The organism is Nocardia sp. SYP-A9097, assembly GCF_009649815.1.
Lineage (GTDB): Bacteria > Actinomycetota > Actinomycetes > Mycobacteriales > Mycobacteriaceae > Nocardia.
Map to the genome: position 1 here is coordinate 62,222 of NZ_WJIC01000013.1, position 15,241 is coordinate 77,462.

General features: G+C 65.5%; 17 protein-coding genes and 2 pseudogenes. 9 read left to right on the top strand and 10 right to left on the bottom strand.

Annotated features, from left to right (window positions below; all coding sequences use genetic code 11):
• Positions 1-4: 4 nt before the first annotated feature.
• Together GFY24_RS24460 and GFY24_RS24465 are read right to left on the bottom strand one after the other, a co-directional pair.
• Positions 5-1,318, bottom strand: coding sequence for a cytochrome P450 (locus GFY24_RS24460; protein WP_309231280.1), 1,314 nt, complete (start codon positions 1,316-1,318; stop codon positions 5-7).
• Between the two features lie 194 nt (positions 1,319-1,512).
• Complete coding sequence (locus GFY24_RS24465; protein WP_153807444.1) at positions 1,513-1,887, bottom strand: DUF4913 domain-containing protein; 375 nt, start codon at positions 1,885-1,887, stop codon at positions 1,513-1,515.
• A 91-nt stretch (positions 1,888-1,978) separates the two neighbouring features.
• Here GFY24_RS24465 and GFY24_RS24470 point away from each other — a divergent pair, with 91 nt between their 5' ends.
• From GFY24_RS24470 to GFY24_RS24500, 7 genes are all read left to right on the top strand, one after another.
• Entirely contained in the window at positions 1,979-3,115 is a 1,137-nt protein-coding gene (locus GFY24_RS24470) for an epoxide hydrolase family protein (RefSeq protein ID WP_153807445.1), read from the top strand.
• 34 nt (positions 3,116-3,149) lie between these two features.
• Complete coding sequence (locus GFY24_RS24475) at positions 3,150-3,785, top strand: 1,4-alpha-glucan branching protein (RefSeq protein ID WP_153807446.1); 636 nt, start codon at positions 3,150-3,152, stop codon at positions 3,783-3,785.
• A gap of 82 nt (positions 3,786-3,867) precedes the next feature.
• The gene (locus GFY24_RS43035) at positions 3,868-4,437 is read left to right on the top strand and encodes a DUF308 domain-containing protein (RefSeq protein ID WP_153807447.1); all 570 of its coding nucleotides are present in this window, start codon (positions 3,868-3,870) and stop codon (positions 4,435-4,437) included.
• 67 nt (positions 4,438-4,504) lie between these two features.
• Positions 4,505-5,050: a nitrate reductase molybdenum cofactor assembly chaperone gene (locus GFY24_RS24485; RefSeq protein WP_153807448.1), complete on the top strand. Its 546-nt coding sequence runs from the start codon at positions 4,505-4,507 to the stop codon at positions 5,048-5,050.
• Positions 5,051-5,055: 5 nt separating this feature from the next.
• Positions 5,056-5,274, top strand: a complete 219-nt coding sequence (locus GFY24_RS24490; protein ID WP_153807449.1) for a hypothetical protein — start codon at positions 5,056-5,058, stop codon at positions 5,272-5,274.
• Positions 5,275-5,281: 7 nt separating this feature from the next.
• Complete coding sequence (locus GFY24_RS24495; protein ID WP_153807450.1) at positions 5,282-5,659, top strand: hypothetical protein; 378 nt, start codon at positions 5,282-5,284, stop codon at positions 5,657-5,659.
• Positions 5,656-6,165, top strand: coding sequence for a hypothetical protein (locus tag GFY24_RS24500; protein WP_153807451.1), 510 nt, complete (start codon positions 5,656-5,658; stop codon positions 6,163-6,165). The genes GFY24_RS24495 and GFY24_RS24500 overlap by 4 nt, the downstream gene beginning before the upstream one ends.
• A 192-nt stretch (positions 6,166-6,357) precedes the next feature.
• Here the strand turns inward: GFY24_RS24500 and GFY24_RS24505 are convergent, their stop codons facing one another.
• From GFY24_RS24505 to GFY24_RS24530, 6 genes and pseudogenes are all read right to left on the bottom strand, one after another.
• Positions 6,358-7,158 (bottom strand): tyrosine-type recombinase/integrase, encoded by an 801-nt coding sequence (locus tag GFY24_RS24505; protein WP_309231281.1) that lies wholly within the window; start codon positions 7,156-7,158, stop codon positions 6,358-6,360.
• 41 nt (positions 7,159-7,199) lie between these two features.
• A pseudogene (locus tag GFY24_RS43815) lies at positions 7,200-7,541 on the bottom strand (GNAT family N-acetyltransferase); the annotation flags it as partial.
• A 140-nt stretch (positions 7,542-7,681) separates the two neighbouring features.
• Positions 7,682-7,831 (bottom strand): hypothetical protein, encoded by a 150-nt coding sequence (locus GFY24_RS24515; protein ID WP_153807452.1) that lies wholly within the window; start codon positions 7,829-7,831, stop codon positions 7,682-7,684.
• Positions 7,832-7,912: 81 nt separating this feature from the next.
• On the bottom strand, positions 7,913-8,950 hold the full coding sequence (locus tag GFY24_RS24520; RefSeq protein WP_309231282.1) for an SAM-dependent methyltransferase: 1,038 nt from the start codon (positions 8,948-8,950) through the stop codon (positions 7,913-7,915).
• 515 nt (positions 8,951-9,465) lie between these two features.
• A complete protein-coding gene (locus GFY24_RS24525) occupies positions 9,466-9,783 on the bottom strand; it encodes a Tn3 family transposase (protein WP_153807453.1) in 318 nt (105 codons plus the stop codon).
• Positions 9,784-9,903: 120 nt separating this feature from the next.
• On the bottom strand, positions 9,904-10,800 hold the full coding sequence (locus tag GFY24_RS24530) for a LysR family transcriptional regulator (RefSeq protein WP_309231284.1): 897 nt from the start codon (positions 10,798-10,800) through the stop codon (positions 9,904-9,906).
• A gap of 48 nt (positions 10,801-10,848) precedes the next feature.
• Between GFY24_RS24530 and GFY24_RS24535 the strand changes: the two genes are divergently transcribed.
• Entirely contained in the window at positions 10,849-11,574 is a 726-nt protein-coding gene (locus tag GFY24_RS24535) for an SDR family oxidoreductase (protein WP_153807454.1), read from the top strand.
• 66 nt (positions 11,575-11,640) lie between these two features.
• Complete coding sequence (locus GFY24_RS24540; RefSeq protein WP_153807455.1) at positions 11,641-12,564, top strand: NADP-dependent oxidoreductase; 924 nt, start codon at positions 11,641-11,643, stop codon at positions 12,562-12,564.
• A gap of 264 nt (positions 12,565-12,828) precedes the next feature.
• Here GFY24_RS24540 and GFY24_RS24545 read toward each other — a convergent pair.
• Together GFY24_RS24545 and GFY24_RS24550 are read right to left on the bottom strand one after the other, a co-directional pair.
• Positions 12,829-13,726, bottom strand: a pseudogene (locus GFY24_RS24545) (NAD-dependent epimerase/dehydratase family protein).
• Between the two features lies 1 nt (position 13,727).
• Positions 13,728-15,236: an MFS transporter gene (locus GFY24_RS24550; protein WP_194853008.1), complete on the bottom strand. Its 1,509-nt coding sequence runs from the start codon at positions 15,234-15,236 to the stop codon at positions 13,728-13,730.
• Positions 15,237-15,241 lie beyond the last annotated feature (5 nt).

Below are 15,241 nucleotides of genomic sequence, written 5' to 3' on the forward strand. Positions count from 1 at the left end.
TTGCTCAGAGTAGGGTGACCTGCACCGGTGCGCCGTGGGCGGGCACGTGGGTGATATTCCGGATGCGAGAGCTCTCGCCCGTGACTCCCGCGGGTAGGGAGAGTTGGTAGCGGGTCAGGATTTCGCGCAGCACGGCGGTGCCCTCCATGAGTGAGAAGCCCGCGCCGATGCAGCGACGCACCCCGCCGCCGAAGGGTAGCCAGGTATTGGGGGCAACCGAACCGTCGAGGAAGCGTTCGGGACGGAATTCGGTGCCGTCCGGGAAGCTGTCGGTGCGACTGTGCGCCAGCAGAATCGAGGTGGAGACGACCGCACCGCGCGGTAGCGACTGCCCGCCGATGGTCATATCGCGGGTGAGCATGCGGCCGGTGGCGGCAATGACGGTGCGGCGGCGCATGGACTCCTTGAGTACCGCCTCGAGGTATTTTTCATCGCCGTCGTGTGCGGCCCGGCGGGCGGACTCCTGCACCTGCGGATGCACGGCGAGTTCATGGCAGGCCCAGGACAGCGCGGAGGCGGTGGTCTCATGACCGGCGAGCAGTAGCGTGATCAGTTGATCGCGCAGCTCCTCATCGGAAAGCGGTGCGTCGGAAGGGTTCTCACCCGAGCCGACCGCGAGCAGCCGGGACAGCACATCGGCCCGCTGATCGAGGTCCGGATGGGCACGGCGCTGGGTGATCTCGCTGTAGAGCAGCTCGTTCATCGCATTCTGATTGTCGCGGAAGCGCTTCCACGGCCCGCGCCCCTCCAGCCACGGATACTTCCAGCCGAGGAAGATGATCGGATTGACATTCACGATCCGGCGCAGGCGCGGTGCGAGCTCACCGCGACGGCGTTCATCGGCCATACCGAAGACCACCTGCATGATGACGTCGAGGGTGAGCTCGTTCATCCGGTCCAGGGTGTGCACGGTCGAACCGGGCCCCCAGCGATCCACATGGGTCTTGGCAATGGCCTCGACCAGGGTGCGGTAGCCGCGCAGTGAGGATCCGGCGAATGCGGGCATGAGCAGTCGCCGGGCGCGGGCATGCTCGGCCTCATCGGTGAGCAGTAGCGAATGCTCACCCATAATGTGCACCAGCAGCCGATTGCCCTCGCCCGCGTGCAGATCCGCCGGATCGGCGGCGAAGATCTCCCGAATGTGTTCGGGCCGGGAGAACACCACCACCTTCTCCGAGTACGGCGGGATCAGATTCAGGGTGAAAGCATCGCCGTACTTGCGGGCCGACCAATGCAATAGCGCACCACGCCACTTCGCGTAAAGTGTCGTCTGCACGATCTTCGGCAACCAGGGGCCTGGTGGGTACGCGGTGGTCACAATGCTGATCCCTTCGCAAGGGCCGCTGCACTGCGGCCGCCTGAGACGCTCATTACAGCCTAGAGCGCCTGGCTTCGCGGTGGCAGTGCCGAGCCGACTTCGCACCCCAACACGCCGAGAGCGTCTTCGCGAACGTCACTGTGACGCAACCTGGTTCGAGTATCGGGTCGCCGAGACCGCTGCCGAACACTCGCTCACCGCCACCTGACAGAGTCGAAGATGCCCTGCGGCGGCGATGTCGACGGCAATGGAGGGAGCCGATCCGAATGCCCGTTCACCGGCGAGCAGAACTTGAATGGGCCCTCCGAATCGAACAGTTGGCGCATTTGCGGGTCGGCGTGATCGAGGAACCAGACGCTCAACCCGGTATGCCCGTCCCGCCGCAGATACTCCCAAGCCCGCCAGATGCCATCGAGCCGCGCCATGGCCTCGGCATGTTTCCACCACTCGGGGCACCAGACGCGCCGTCGACTGTCGGTCACATCGCGCCGGTACACCAGGCTGAGATAGTTCTCGACGAATTCCACCACTGATGCGTAGACCTGAACCTGCGCCCCACCCTCGGTCATTCCTCTATTGAACATCCTCGCACCGACAGTCGACCGATACATTGTCGAGCTAGGACAAGCACTGACCTACTTCGTTCCTACCGTTTAGGACATGACCAGTTTCGAGCCCTTCCGCATCGATATCCCATCCGCCGCGATCGACGATCTCAACGCCCGCCTCGCCGCCACTCGCTGGCCGGATGAGCTGCCCGGTGTGGAGTGGAGTTACGGGATTCCGACGGGTTATGTTCGCGAACTCGCCGACTACTGGCGTACGGGGTTCGACTGGCGGACCAGGGAGGCGGCGTTGAATCGCTTCCCGCAGTTCGTAACCGAGATCGATGGGCAGCGGATGCACTTCCTGCATGTTCGCTCGGCGCAGCCGGACGCGCTGCCGTTGGTACTGGTGCACGGTTGGCCGTTCCAGGATTTCACCGAGGTGATCGGGCCGCTCACCGATCCCGTCGCGCATGGCGGACTCGCGGAAGACGCCTACCACCTGGTGATTCCGACCCTGCCGGGGTTCGGGTTCTCCGGGCCCACGAAGCGGCCGGGGGAGGCCGCCACCGAGCGCAGTGCCGAGCTGATCGCGAAACTCATGGCGGCCCTGGGGTATACCCGATACGGCGCGCAGGGTGGCGATGCCGGTTCCTTCATCGTCCCGCAGTTGGGTCGTATTGATGCCGAGCATCTGGCGGGTATCCATCTCAATGACCCCATTACTATCCCGGCTTGGGGTGATGACGGATCCGCTTACAGCGCAAGCGATCAGGAGAAGCTGGCCGCCCTGCGGGATTGGAGCAGTAAGGAGACCTCCGGATACGCGGGCATCCACTCCACTCGCCCGCAGACGCTGGCTCCCGCTGTCTCGGATTCCCCGGCGGGCCTGCTCGCGTGGGTCCTCGATGTCGTCAATACCTTCAGCGATCCTGCCGAGCCGACCCCGGACGCCGCCATCGATCGCGACATGCTGCTGACCAATATCGCGACGCTCTGGTTCACCAATACCATCGGTTCATCGATGCGCCTGTACAAGGAGTCCGGTCACTGGGGTGTGGAGCTGCCCGACTCGGGTGTCCCCACCGGCGTGGCAGTCTTCCCGGGCAACAACACGATTCGCGGCGTCGCGGAGAAGCAGAACACCGTCGTGCACTGGTCCGAATTCGAGCGTGGCGGCCATTTCGCCGCGATGGAAACCCCCGACCTGCTCACCGCCGACCTCCGCGATTTCTTCCGCAAGCTCCGCTGAGCGGATCCCCGGGCGGCCATGCCAAGCTGACCCCATGGCCCTCGTTTACGACACCACCCTGGTCCCCGGCAAACTCGACTTGCTGGCGGCCTGGCTCCCGACCCGGCCCTGGTTCGAAGGCGGTGTGGCGCCGCGATTCGAACGGGCAGGCGGCGGTTTCCGCCTGGACGATCCGGCAGGCGAGGTCGGTATCGAATTCGTCGTGGTGGCAGATACTTCCGGCCTCACCCCGGTCGCGTATCTGACCCCCATGACATATCGCGGTGCACCCCTGGACGGTGCCGACGACGCCCTGATCGGCACCTCCGAGCACGGCGTCCTCGGCAAGCGCTGGTTCTACGACGCACCCCACGACCCGGTATTCGTGGAACAGCTCGCCCGCCTCCTGTCCGGCGACGCCCAGCCACAGGACCGCAACGAAAGCGACACCATCGACTCCTCGGTGACGGTCCTGACCGCCGGATTCAACTCGCCCACAACCGGATTCGATACAGCTTCGGCCACCGATACCACCCGCTGGACCGAGATCGCCTTCGCCGCCGATCACCAGGTAATCCGACTCCACCGCATCATCACCCCGGACACCTCGCCCGCGACCAGGGTGGAAGCACCATGGTCGACCGCTGACGGCGTCACCATACGAGGCGTCTTCGCAAGCATCACCCCCTGACTTGGACGGCGGCGCGCGGTGCTGACGTGCGGAATGTGTCTGTCCGGCGGCTATTTGAACTTATCGGTCATACAATTCGGCTATGCCCACCAATCGGATCGAGGGGCGCACCGCGGTGTTTGCCGACTGGGCTTGGCAGGCACTGCTGGTCACAGGTGTGTGCTCGGTGGGGGTCGGGATCACCTTGGCGGTGTGGCCGGACAAATCCGTGATGGTGGAGGGGACGTTGTGCGGGCTGGTGTTGCTGGCGACCGCGGCGGTGGAGTTGATTGTGGCGTTCGGCGCGCATGTCGCTACCGCGTTGAAGGTGTTGCAGTTCATTGCCGGGGTTACCACGTTGTTGCTGGCATTGTGGTGCATCAATAGTGGGCAGTGGGTGTTGTTGCTGGCCTTGTGGATCGGTATGGGGTGGATGGTTCGCGGGGTGGTGGTGGCGATTACGGCGGCCTGGTCGGACGAGTTCGTGGGGTCGGGTTGGCAGGAGGTCGTCGGGCTGGTGACGGCGGGTGTTGGCATGGTGGTCGCGGTGGGGCCGTTCGAATCGGTGGTCTCGCTGTCGGTGGCGGTCGGATTGTTCACGGTCGCACTGGGGGTCACCGAGATCTGGACGTCGGCGCGATTCGAGCGCAGTGGCGTGGGCGCGACCCTCTGACACCCCACATACGCACCAATTCCCAGATATTTGCCGATACCGAGCAAGTCGACGGGAGGCACCGTAAGTGAACCTCACCGACTCGATGCGATCCGGGGCCTGGCAGGTGCAGTCGCGACTGCTCGCGTATCCCGATGAGGGACTGCTGGATTCGCTGTCACTGCTGTGCCGCACCGTGGCGGCACTGCCGGAGCCGATCGGCGCGCCCCTGCAGCCGCTGCTGAATCATCTCGAGCGTGGTGTGCCGCTGGCATTGGCGACCGAATATATCGAGACCTTCGGTCATCCCAAGCGGTTCAAACAGCTGTATCGGACACCCGGACTCGTGCTGGACAACGGTGAACTCTCCGATCATCTCGCCGTGGTGCTGGAATTCGCCGCCGCCTTCCCCGAACCGGGCGAACGGTTGTTGAGCGAGCATCGTGCGGGTATCGAGGTCATGCGAATGGCGTTGCGCGAGGCCGGTTCTCCGTGGATGGGCGTGCTGGAATCGCTGTCGGCGACGCTGCCCGCATTGCGCGCGGATGAGCACCAGGCGATTGCCGAGCTCATCGCGCAGGGGCTGCGGCCCTTGCGAAACCCGATTCGCGGCAAGGCAATTCGGTTACGCTGAAGATCGTGTCGGAGATCGATCGACTGCATGATGCCAGTCGTGTGCCGCGCGCCGATCTCGCCGCGCTCGGTGATCTCTACGAGGACCACTACGCCGTACTGCGCACCGCGTTCGAACATGCCCGCGATAAACGTGAACGCGATTTGAGCGCCGCCATCGATCAAGGGCTCACCGTAGTGCCATCGCTGGTGCGCTCCGCGGTGCGCCGCATGCTGTTCTCCTGAGGCGGTAATGACGAATCTGGCGGCCCGTGCGGAAGTGGTGAAACTGGCACGCGAACTCGATACCGCGCCGGAGAACCTCGCCTTCCTACTCGACAGTGATCCGACCGCCATCCGGCGGGTGCGCCAGCGCATGCACCGCTCGCTGGACGCGCCCTACCGGCCCATGTTCCAGCGGCTGGCGAAAGTCAGTGCGCTGGTGCCGAATTCGCTCGCCATCGCTATCGCGACCCGGTACTTCGGGCCTATGCTGTGCGGGATGATCGCCAGTTCACTCACCCCGGAGCGTGCGGTGGGGCTCATCGGGCATGTACCCGTGGATTTCCTCGCCGATCTCGCGCCTTACGTGGATCCGGACGCCGCGACCCCCGGCGCGAGGACTATGTGACCCTGGCCCGGTTCCTGGTGGCCGCCACCGATCGGCAACTGCTGAATGTGGTGCCCCATATCGACCGGGCAGAGGACATGCTCCAGGTCGGGTTCCATGCCGAATTGGATTCGGTCGCAGACCGATTCGAGGTGGTGCTCTCCCAGTTGCCGGACGATCGTATTCGCGCCATGCTCCAGTCCGCGCACGAGCAGGACCGCTTCATAGAAGCGTTCACGTTCATGCAGTTCCTCAGCGATAAGACGCTCGGCAGGGTGGCCGACGCGACCGCCGGGATGAGCGATGAGGTCCTGACCCACATGGTCGAATCGGTGCATCGCGAAAACGCTTGGGCGGAACTACTTCCCGTCGCCGAGGTAATGTCCCCGCCGAACTGGCAGCGCATGTTCGACCTCCCCGTCTGGGATGCCGAGAAGCTAACCGCCCTCGGCCGGGCCGCCGAAGCCCTCGGCCGCGGAGATGATCTGCTCGAGCTGATCGTGGAGGCGGGTAAGAGCCTCGAATGAGGTTGCGGCCCTCTTCGTAATCACGAACAACGAGGGGTTTGGGGGTCGCCGTAGTACCCACCGAAAATGGGGTGCCATTAAGGATCGTGTCACCAGGTACATGAAGCGCCTTCACTCCCGCTGAACCCGCGGGGCGTCGAGCTGAAACTCCCGAAGCTCTCATGAAGTGCAAAGTGCGGCGCGGGGTTGCGATCAGCGTCGTTGGCCGCGTTCGCGTTTGCTTCTGGCGGCGCGGATCTCGGTGTCGGCGACCTTGTCGGCGAGCAGGGTGTAGATCTGTGTGGTTTCGGTGGAGGCGTGTCCCTGGCGGCGGCGCACGACCTCGATGGAGACACCGCTGTTGATCAGCTCGGTGGCGTGGCTATGACGGAGTTGATGGATTCCTATGCCGACACCGGCTGCGGCGCAGTGTTTCTGCCAGCGGTTGTGTGCGGCGTCGTAGGACAGCGGGCCGCCGTTGCCGTTGATGCTGGCGCGGAACACCGCCCCGGAGGTGTAGCCCGATCGCGCCAGGTAGAGCTTGAGCAGCGCGACGTAGCCGCGGTCGTCGAGCAGCACGGTCCGCACGGTGCCGCCCTTGCCGTGGATGCGGACGTGCTCGTCGTCGAGGGTGAGGTCGAGGTCCTCGACCTCGAGGCCGCATACCTCCGACGCCCTGGCGCCGCACACGTAGGCGGTCTCGAACAGCACCCGGTCCCGCAGCACGTCCAGGGGCACGTCCTTGCGTGGCCGCCGCGAGCAGATCACGTCGAACACCGCCTTGACGTCCCCGGTTGCCGCGGGCCGGGGCAGGGTCTTGGGAACGTCGATGGTGTCGATGCGGTCCATCGGGTTGTGCTCGAGCAGTTCATGGCGCACCGCCCACCGACAGAACGACGCCACCGCCGCCCTCTTGCGCTTGCGGGTGGATGGGGCCTGTCCGGCGATGTCGGCGAGGAACTTGCGGATCGGGTCGGCCGACAGTTCGGCGGTCCTGCCCTCACGGTTGACCACAGGCGGCGCCTGCCCGTCGCGAAGGCAGCGTCCACGACCGCGTGCGCCGCCTCCGTCGCATAGCCACACCCATGTGCGCGACGAAGAAGCTCATACCCGATCTCTGGCTCATCGAAGCTTCCGCCGCCGACGAAGAAGCCGCAATGGCCGATCGGATCCTGTTCGGCTCGCCGCCGGATCGCGAGAAGACCGATGCCGTTCTCGTGAGCCTTCGCCCGCTGATCGACCAAGCGCTGTCGAACTTCGGCCAGCGTGGCAGTGGTGCCACCCTCGTGCTCACCCAGCAACTCGAGATTGCAGGCTGCATCCTCGGGACCGCACAACCTCAGCGACAATCTCTCTGTCTCAATCGAGAACGCCATCGGTTGGTACAGGCCCGTCATCTCACCCACCCCTGTTCGGTCCACGCCGCCAGACCTGACGAGACAGAACAGCCAGCTCTGAAGATGGCATAGCTAGACATCTGCAGCGGTTGGGAGCTTTCCGAAAAGCTCGGGTAGATCAACTACTAGATGATGAAGCCTTATTCTTCGACGACTTCGACTTCCGCGACTTCGACGACGGCGCCTTCCACCATCAAGGTGGAGGCGTCGGTGGACGCCTGCCGGGTGACATCCATGACCGCGTACCGCAGGTCGGTTCCCTGCGGTTCGGTCGTTTCGTGTGAGTACATGGCTTCCTCCTTTGAAACGATTTGCTGCGGTTAGCGGGCCCGACGGGCCCCTCCCGGCCGCCCATCGGGCGGTCGGGAGAGTCATCGGACCGTAGTGTCCTTCATCGCCCTGCGGATCGATCCACCGATCCGGCCGAGGAGCGCGGAGCGTTCGTCGTTACTGAGTGCGGCTTGCGCCGAGGCGGATTCGGGGTCGCGCATATGCTCGGCGAGGCGGGCCGGATCGGTTGCCAGATCGGTCAGGTAGTCGGCCAGCGGGCTGGGGTAGCGGGTCGGCACATAGTGGTCGATCGCGCCTTTCCTGCTTGGGCTCGGTGGACGCTCGGCGGTCGCCGCCGGCACCGAGGCCACAGTGCCCGAGAGTTGACCGGCCAGCCCGAGCCTCTCGACCATCTCCGGGTTGACCGGCCGTGGGCCGATGGGCGGAAAATACAGGGTGGAGATGCCAGTCAACGGCTCCTGCCGCAACTCCCGCAACGCAAAGGTGCGGATGTGGGGTGCACAGACCGGATATTGAGATGCCTGATAGTGGGTGACCTGGTGATCCGGTGGATAGAAGCGGTCGAGGTACTCGGCCAGCACCCCGAGATGCTTGTTCGTGAAGCCGGCGAAGTTGAACCCGAGATCGCCGACGCACCCGGCCTGCCACAACACGACATGGGATTCCACCAGCAGTGGCCTATCGCGCAACAGCATGTCGGTGGCTTCCAATTCCTGGCAACCAGGCCTGGATGGGTCCACACCCAGATCGGCGAACAGACAGTCCAGCGCGGAGACACCAGGCAGCATCATCGCCGGATATCCTTCGTCGCGAAGGGTGCGGATCGCCGCGTGCCCGGGGTTGGCGAAGACTCCCGGGTGCCCGTAGAAGACACCGCAGACGTTCATACCACCGCGAACCGGCTCCACCATCGCGTTGGCCATCTCGCGGTAGGTCTGGGCGCGTCGTTTGTCGTTTCCATAGAGCCGGTACAGGTCATCAGAAGACTTGCTGTGCCGTCGAATCCACACGTCGGTCACGGCGTCGGACACGCAATACACGACATGGTCGGCCCGCGCGATCCAGCCGGCGGCTTCCTGCGTCAGGTGGGCAACACCCTTAATTCCGGAGCCTGCCACTACCAGTGATCCACCCGTCACGGAAACCCCTAACGTCGGCCTGAGATCAAGTGTCGCACGAGCACCCCGCCGAGCACAGCGATAACGGGTGCGTAGCCCTCGAAGAAACTCCTACGATCCGAGGCCGATACGCGATGAACAACCTTGCCGGAGTATGACATTCGCGGCGAGAACAGAAACACGTCGCAGTCTCACCACTCCACACCGCCGCACCACAACCCGAAATCGACCTCCCAGCGCCCGGACGATGCGACTGCACCACGGACGCCTGTGCCGGGAGCTCATCTCACCTCGATACGGGTCCGCGGTTTGCGTTCGGCGGCATCTGATGCAAACGCCGAGCACCGGAGGGCCGTTCAGGCACGCGAGCGTTCGCATTTCCTGCGACTCGCGAGAAAAACGTTCAAAAAACAGCTTTTGAGATCCGGGGATGTGGCTCATCCCGACCCTCGGTACTTCCCCGGCCTTCCCTGAGCGACAACGAATTCGGGGCGGGGCCGCGACGCGAGACTGCCTCACCCGCTGAGGATGAGTCGGCTGGTCATGTTCAGTTTGACCTCGCCGTAGGGCAGGATGTGTTCCCAGAACAGCGGGGTCACGCCGCGCTTGTCGGCCGGGGTAACCAGGATGTCACCGGTATCGGGGTCGCCGAGCAGATCCTGGATCATCAGGGTGTTGACGTAGCCGAGGGACGCCTGGACGATCCGCAGGCACTGCACACTCAACTCCTGCTCGTCGGCACGGTTGGAGGCCAGCTCGCCGGTCTTGCCGTAGTAGATCACGCTGTTAGCGCGGTTCCGGGACTCGATGACGTTGTACGGGCTATGACCCAAGGCGGGCTGGGTGTGAGCCGCCGGTTTCCCGACGGGTGTCGCCTCGGCTGGTGATGGGTCGAAAACGTTCGTTTTTGACCATCACATCGCGCGGTACGCGGCATTTGCGGATCTTATCGGCTAGAGGCGTATCGCCGTACGGACGAGGTCGGCGATGGCTTTGGATCTGCTGTGTGGTGGCCAGGCGATGACGGTCGTGACGGCCGGTGCGTCCGGCACCGGCACGATGGCGAGATCGTCGCGTAGCTGGGCTCGGAGCGACTCGGGCATGACCGCGCAGGCCCGTCCGAGCGTGATCAGCTGGGTCAACTGGGTATGGTCGCGGACCTGCGGGCCGGGGCCGTCCGGGTATCGACCATCCGGTCGAGGCCAGCGCGGTAGGGGCAGGTCGGTCAGGGCGTTGACCTCGGCCATCGACATGTGGGGTCGGTTGGCGAGGGGGTGCCCCGCGGGCAGGACCACGACCTGCTGTTCGGTGTGCAGGTCCTCGGTGTCGAATCCGGCCGTCGTGTCGTAGGGCCGGTGGAGCAGAGCAACGTCGGCACGCCCGTCGCGTAGCAGGCTTTCCGATTCGCCGGGCCCGCAGAGCACCACCTCGACTGCGACAGCGCCGGGTTCGGCGGCGTAGGCGTCCAGCAGCTTCGACAACAGTTCGCGGGATGCTCCTGCCTTGGTGGCCAGCACCAGACCGGGTCGGTCGGCAGCGGCGCGGCGGGTGCGGCGCTCGGCCGCTTCGACCGCTTCGAGGGCGGTCCGAGCCTCCCGCAGCAGCACCGACCCGGCCTCGGTCAACGTGATCGCGCGAGAATTGCGTTGCAGCAGAACGACTCCGAGCCGCCGTTCGAGCTGCTGGATCGCCCGCGACAGCGGTGGTTGCGCCATCACGAGCCGTTGTGCCGCCCGCCCGAAGTGCAACTCCTCGGCGACGGCGACGAAGTACCGTAACTCCCGCGTCTCCACCATGGCATCGTATCCGGCGCTCACCACGGCCAATACCCGTGTGGTATCGCCGCCCACCCAATCGGTCTTGGACGCCCCACCCGGGTCGGCAACATGATCAACGGCATGAGTGAACGGACGATCGCGCTGGTGACCGGCGCGAACAAAGGAATCGGATACGAGATCGCGGCGGGCCTGGGCGCCCTTGGCTGGCGAATCGGTGTGGGCGCGAGGGATCGACAACGCCGCGAGGCCGCGGTGGAGAAGCTGCGCGCGGCCGGGACCGATGCGTTCGGCGTGCCGCTCGACGTGGAGGACGACGCGAGTGTCGCTGCCGCGGCCGAGCTGATCGCCGACTATGCCGGAGGGCTCGACGTCCTGGTCAACAATGCCGCGATCACCGGCGGTATGCCACAGACACCCACCACGGTCGATCCCGCGACCGTGCGAGTTGTCGTGGAGACCAACGTGATCGGCGTCATCCGGGTCACCAACGCGATGCTGCCCATGCTGCGCGGCTCGGCCTCACCGCGAATCGTCAACATGTCCAGTAGCGTGGGCTCGCTCGCCCTGCAGACCGCGCCCGGCATCGATATGGGCCCGGTTCCCGCTGCGTACTTGGCGTCGAAGACCTTCCTCAACGCCGTCACCATCCAATACGTCAAGGAACTGAGCGACACCAACATCCTGATCAACTCCGGCTGCCCCGGTTTCACCGCCACCGACCTCAACGGCTTCCGCGGCGTCCGCACACCAGAACAGGGGGCGGCGATCGCGATTCACCTCGCGACCCTGCCCGACGACGGACCGACCGGCGGATTCTTCGACGATGCCGGAACAGTGCCCTGGTGACGGGCATGCCGGTGCGAACCATTCCCGAGTCAGCCGCGCATCGCGCGCCGGAGGAGAAGCAAGACAATGACAAAGGCAGTCAGGTACGACGAATTCGGCGGAATCGACGTCCTGCGGATCGACGAGGTCGACCGCCCGGTGCCCGCGGACAGGCAGGTCCTCGTGCAGGTAAGAGCGGCAGGCATCAACCCCGGTGAGGCGGCCATACGCACCGGCGCGATGGCGGACATCTTTCCCTCGACCTTCCCGTCCGGGCAGGGCAGCGATCTCGCCGGAGTTGTCGCCGAGATCGGCGCCGGAGCCGACCGATTCTCGCCCGGCGACGAGGTGATCGGATTCTCCGAGCTGCGGGCCGCCCAGGCCGAGCTGGTCCTGGTCGACGTCGACAACCTCACCCCCAAACCGAAGAACGTCTCATGGGAGGTGGCGGGCGGCCTGTACGTCGCCGGCGTGACTGCATGGGGGGCAGTGCATTCCGTACAGCTCGAGAAGGGCGAGAGCGTCGTCATCTCCGGAGCAGCCGGAGGAGTCGGCTCGCTCGCCGTTCAGCTCGCGCGCCGTGCCGGAGCCACGGTCATCGGCCTGGCGAGCGAGGGCAACCACGAGTGGCTGCAAAGCCACAGCGTGATCCCCGTCGCATACGGTGACGGCGTCGCGGACCGGATCAAGGCCGCCGCACCCAACGGCATCCATGCCTTCATCGATACCTACGGCGGCGGGTACGTCGAACTGGCCCTCGCTCTCGGCGTCGCAATCGAGCGGATCGACACCATCGCCGATTTCGCAGCAGCCGCAAAGTATGGGGTCAAAACTGAGCCCGGGACCAAGGTCAGGCCGGGCGCCGAGGTGCTCGCCGAATTGGCCGGCCTGATTGCCGACGGACACCTCGAAGTCCCGATCGCGAACGTCTACCCGTTGACGCAGGTTCGTCAGGCCTACACCGAACTCGAACGCAGACACACCCACGGCAAAATCGTACTGAGGCCCTAGCCGGCACCACACAGTGCGGCGCGCTTTCAGGGCCTGCTCAACCGAGGGGGCCGATTCCCGTCAGCACGGTTGTCTGTCCCTATCCCACTTTCCCCTAGGTGCTGTTGTCGTCCCATGGCCTGGGCACAGGACGGCACACCGTCCGCCGCCGAGCAAGCCGTCAGCCCCGATGTCGAACGGCTGCTCGGATGCCCACCCGCACCTTCGCCGAATGGGTGTCGCGCGCCATTGCGGGGTTCAAGTGACCCAGCCGCAGCTGGGCGCTCAGCGATAGTAGTAGCCGCTGTCCAGGTCCTCGAACAGGGTGGGCTGGTTGGGCTTCCACGCGAGCAGGGCGGCGGTGGCTGTGCTGCTCGCGGCCATGTCGGTACCGAAGAACCGGCTCAGCCAGCCGAAATGCGCGGGCGCCTGTTCGGCGGGAATTGATACGACGGGTAGCCGGAGGCCGCGGGCGACGGCCTCGGCGATTTCCCGGGTGGTGATACCCGTTTCGGCGACGGCGTGCAGGGTTGTGCCTGCCGGGGTGCGCTCGTCGAGGGCGAGTCGCACGATTCGCCCGGCATCGACGCGCCCGATTGCCGCCCAGCGGTTCGTGCCGTCGTCGATGTAGGCCGAAACCCCTTTGGCGCGTGCGGTTGTCACGATTCCGGCCATGAATCCGTAATCGCCCGCGCCGTGCACGGAGGGCGCGAAGCGCGTGATGATCGTGTGGATGCCCTGCTCTACGAGTTCCAGGGCGAGGTTCTCACCGCCGCCGCGTGAGGAATCGACGCCGTGGAAGGGTGAGCGGTCCTGTTCGGTCGCGATGCGGCCGGGTGCCACGAAGTACAGGCCGGCGGCGAGCAGGAAGGGACGGTGCGAGCCTGCGAGGGTGTCGCCTATGGCCCGCACGGCATCGCGCTCGGCCTTGTTGGTGGCGGGCCATATTGGCGAAGTCGTGCTTATTGGCAAGGTGGACAACGGCTTCGGCGCTGTCCGCGCCGGTGCGAATACTCGCCAGGTCGTCGAGGTCGCCGCGCAGTGCTCGCACACCTTTGCGTTCCAGAGTGGTGGCGGCGGCATCCGATCGAGCGAGTCCGGTGACCGCGTAACCGGCCTCGAGCAGTTGGTCGACGACGGTCGAGCCGATCCATCCGGTGGCTCCGGTGACGAAGACATCCATGTCAGTTCTCCTTGGTTTTGCGGGACAGCAGGGACTCAGCGACGACAAGTGCGCCGAGGATGAGGACGCTTACCCCGATCACTCGGAAGCCGAGGTCGGCGCCCGAAACGAACGCGGACACAATGTCATTGGCGCGGTCGGGGGTGCCGGCAAGCGCTTGGGCGACGGTGTGCGGGTCGTGAGCGGCGCGAATATCGGGCGGGAGGGCGGCGATGAACCGCCCGGTCAGGACGGTGCCGATGACGGCGACACCGAGGGCGCTGCCGAATTCGCGGGTGGTGGCCTGTAATCCCGCGCCGACGCCGGCCTGAGCGGGCGGCAGGGAAACCGCGATCGCTCCGGACAGGGTTGGAAGGGCAAGTGCCACACCGATTCCGGTCACGAGCAGCCAGGCGGCGTATGCGGGATAAGGGGTTTGCGTGTCGCTCAGCGACAGGCCGAGCAGGCCGCCGCCGACGAACAGGAAGGCCAGGGCAATGGTGGCGTTCATGCCGATGCGCTGGGTCAGGCGGCCGACATGGCGGGCGCCGAGGATGATCGGAATGGTCAGCGGGATGATGCCGAGACCGGTTTGCAGCAGGCCGAATCCCTTGGCGTACTGCAGAAATGACGCATTGACGTAGAACAGTGCGAACATGCCGAAGAAGACCGCGGTCATGCCCAGGCAGGCGCTGCGCAGCGCCGGTAGGCGGAACAGGCGGGGGTCGAGCAGTGGGTGTTCGATCTTCAGTTCGACAACGGTCCAGAGTGCGAACAGTGCTGCGGCGCCGACGAATCCGGTGATGACGAGCGCGCCGCCCCAGCCTGCTTCCGGTCCCTGGACTATGCCGATCAGCAGTGCCACCGAGGCGGCGACGAGCAGTAGCGTGCCGAGCCAATCCAGTCGTCGATCATGGCGTGCCGACCAGGGTGCGAAACCGGCCACCAGCGCGGCCAGCAGCAGCGCGATCGGGACGGCGGCGAGGAACAGCCAGCGCCAGGATCCGCTCGAAAGGACCGCTCCGCCACCGACATTGCCGACGACTCCGCCGATTCCCGTCATGGACGCCCAGATCGCGATGGTCGCGCCTTTGCGCTCGGCCGGGACCGCGTGCAGCAGTACTGCCAGCGTATTGGGCAGCACCGCCGCCGCGCCGACGCCGGTTACGGCGCGGCCGAGTAGCAGCAGCGCCACATTCGGCGCGATCGCCGACAGCAATGCCCCCGCCGCGAAGAGCATGAGCCCGGCCAGCAGTACGCCCTTGCGCCCGAAGCGATCTCCGGCCGCGCCGCCCGGAATCACCAGACAGGCGAAGAAGATGACATAGGTGTCGACAATCCACACCAGTGCCGAGGCGGACGGGTGCAGCGCGCCGGCGGCGAGCATGGGGACGGCGAGATTGATCGCGGCGACCATCCCGACCACGAGCACGACGCAGGCGCACATGAGCGCGAGCAGACTCCGCTGTGAGACCGGTGCGGATGACCGCAATGCGGGTGGTTGATCGCGAATCAGATCATTGAGTGCCATGGAAA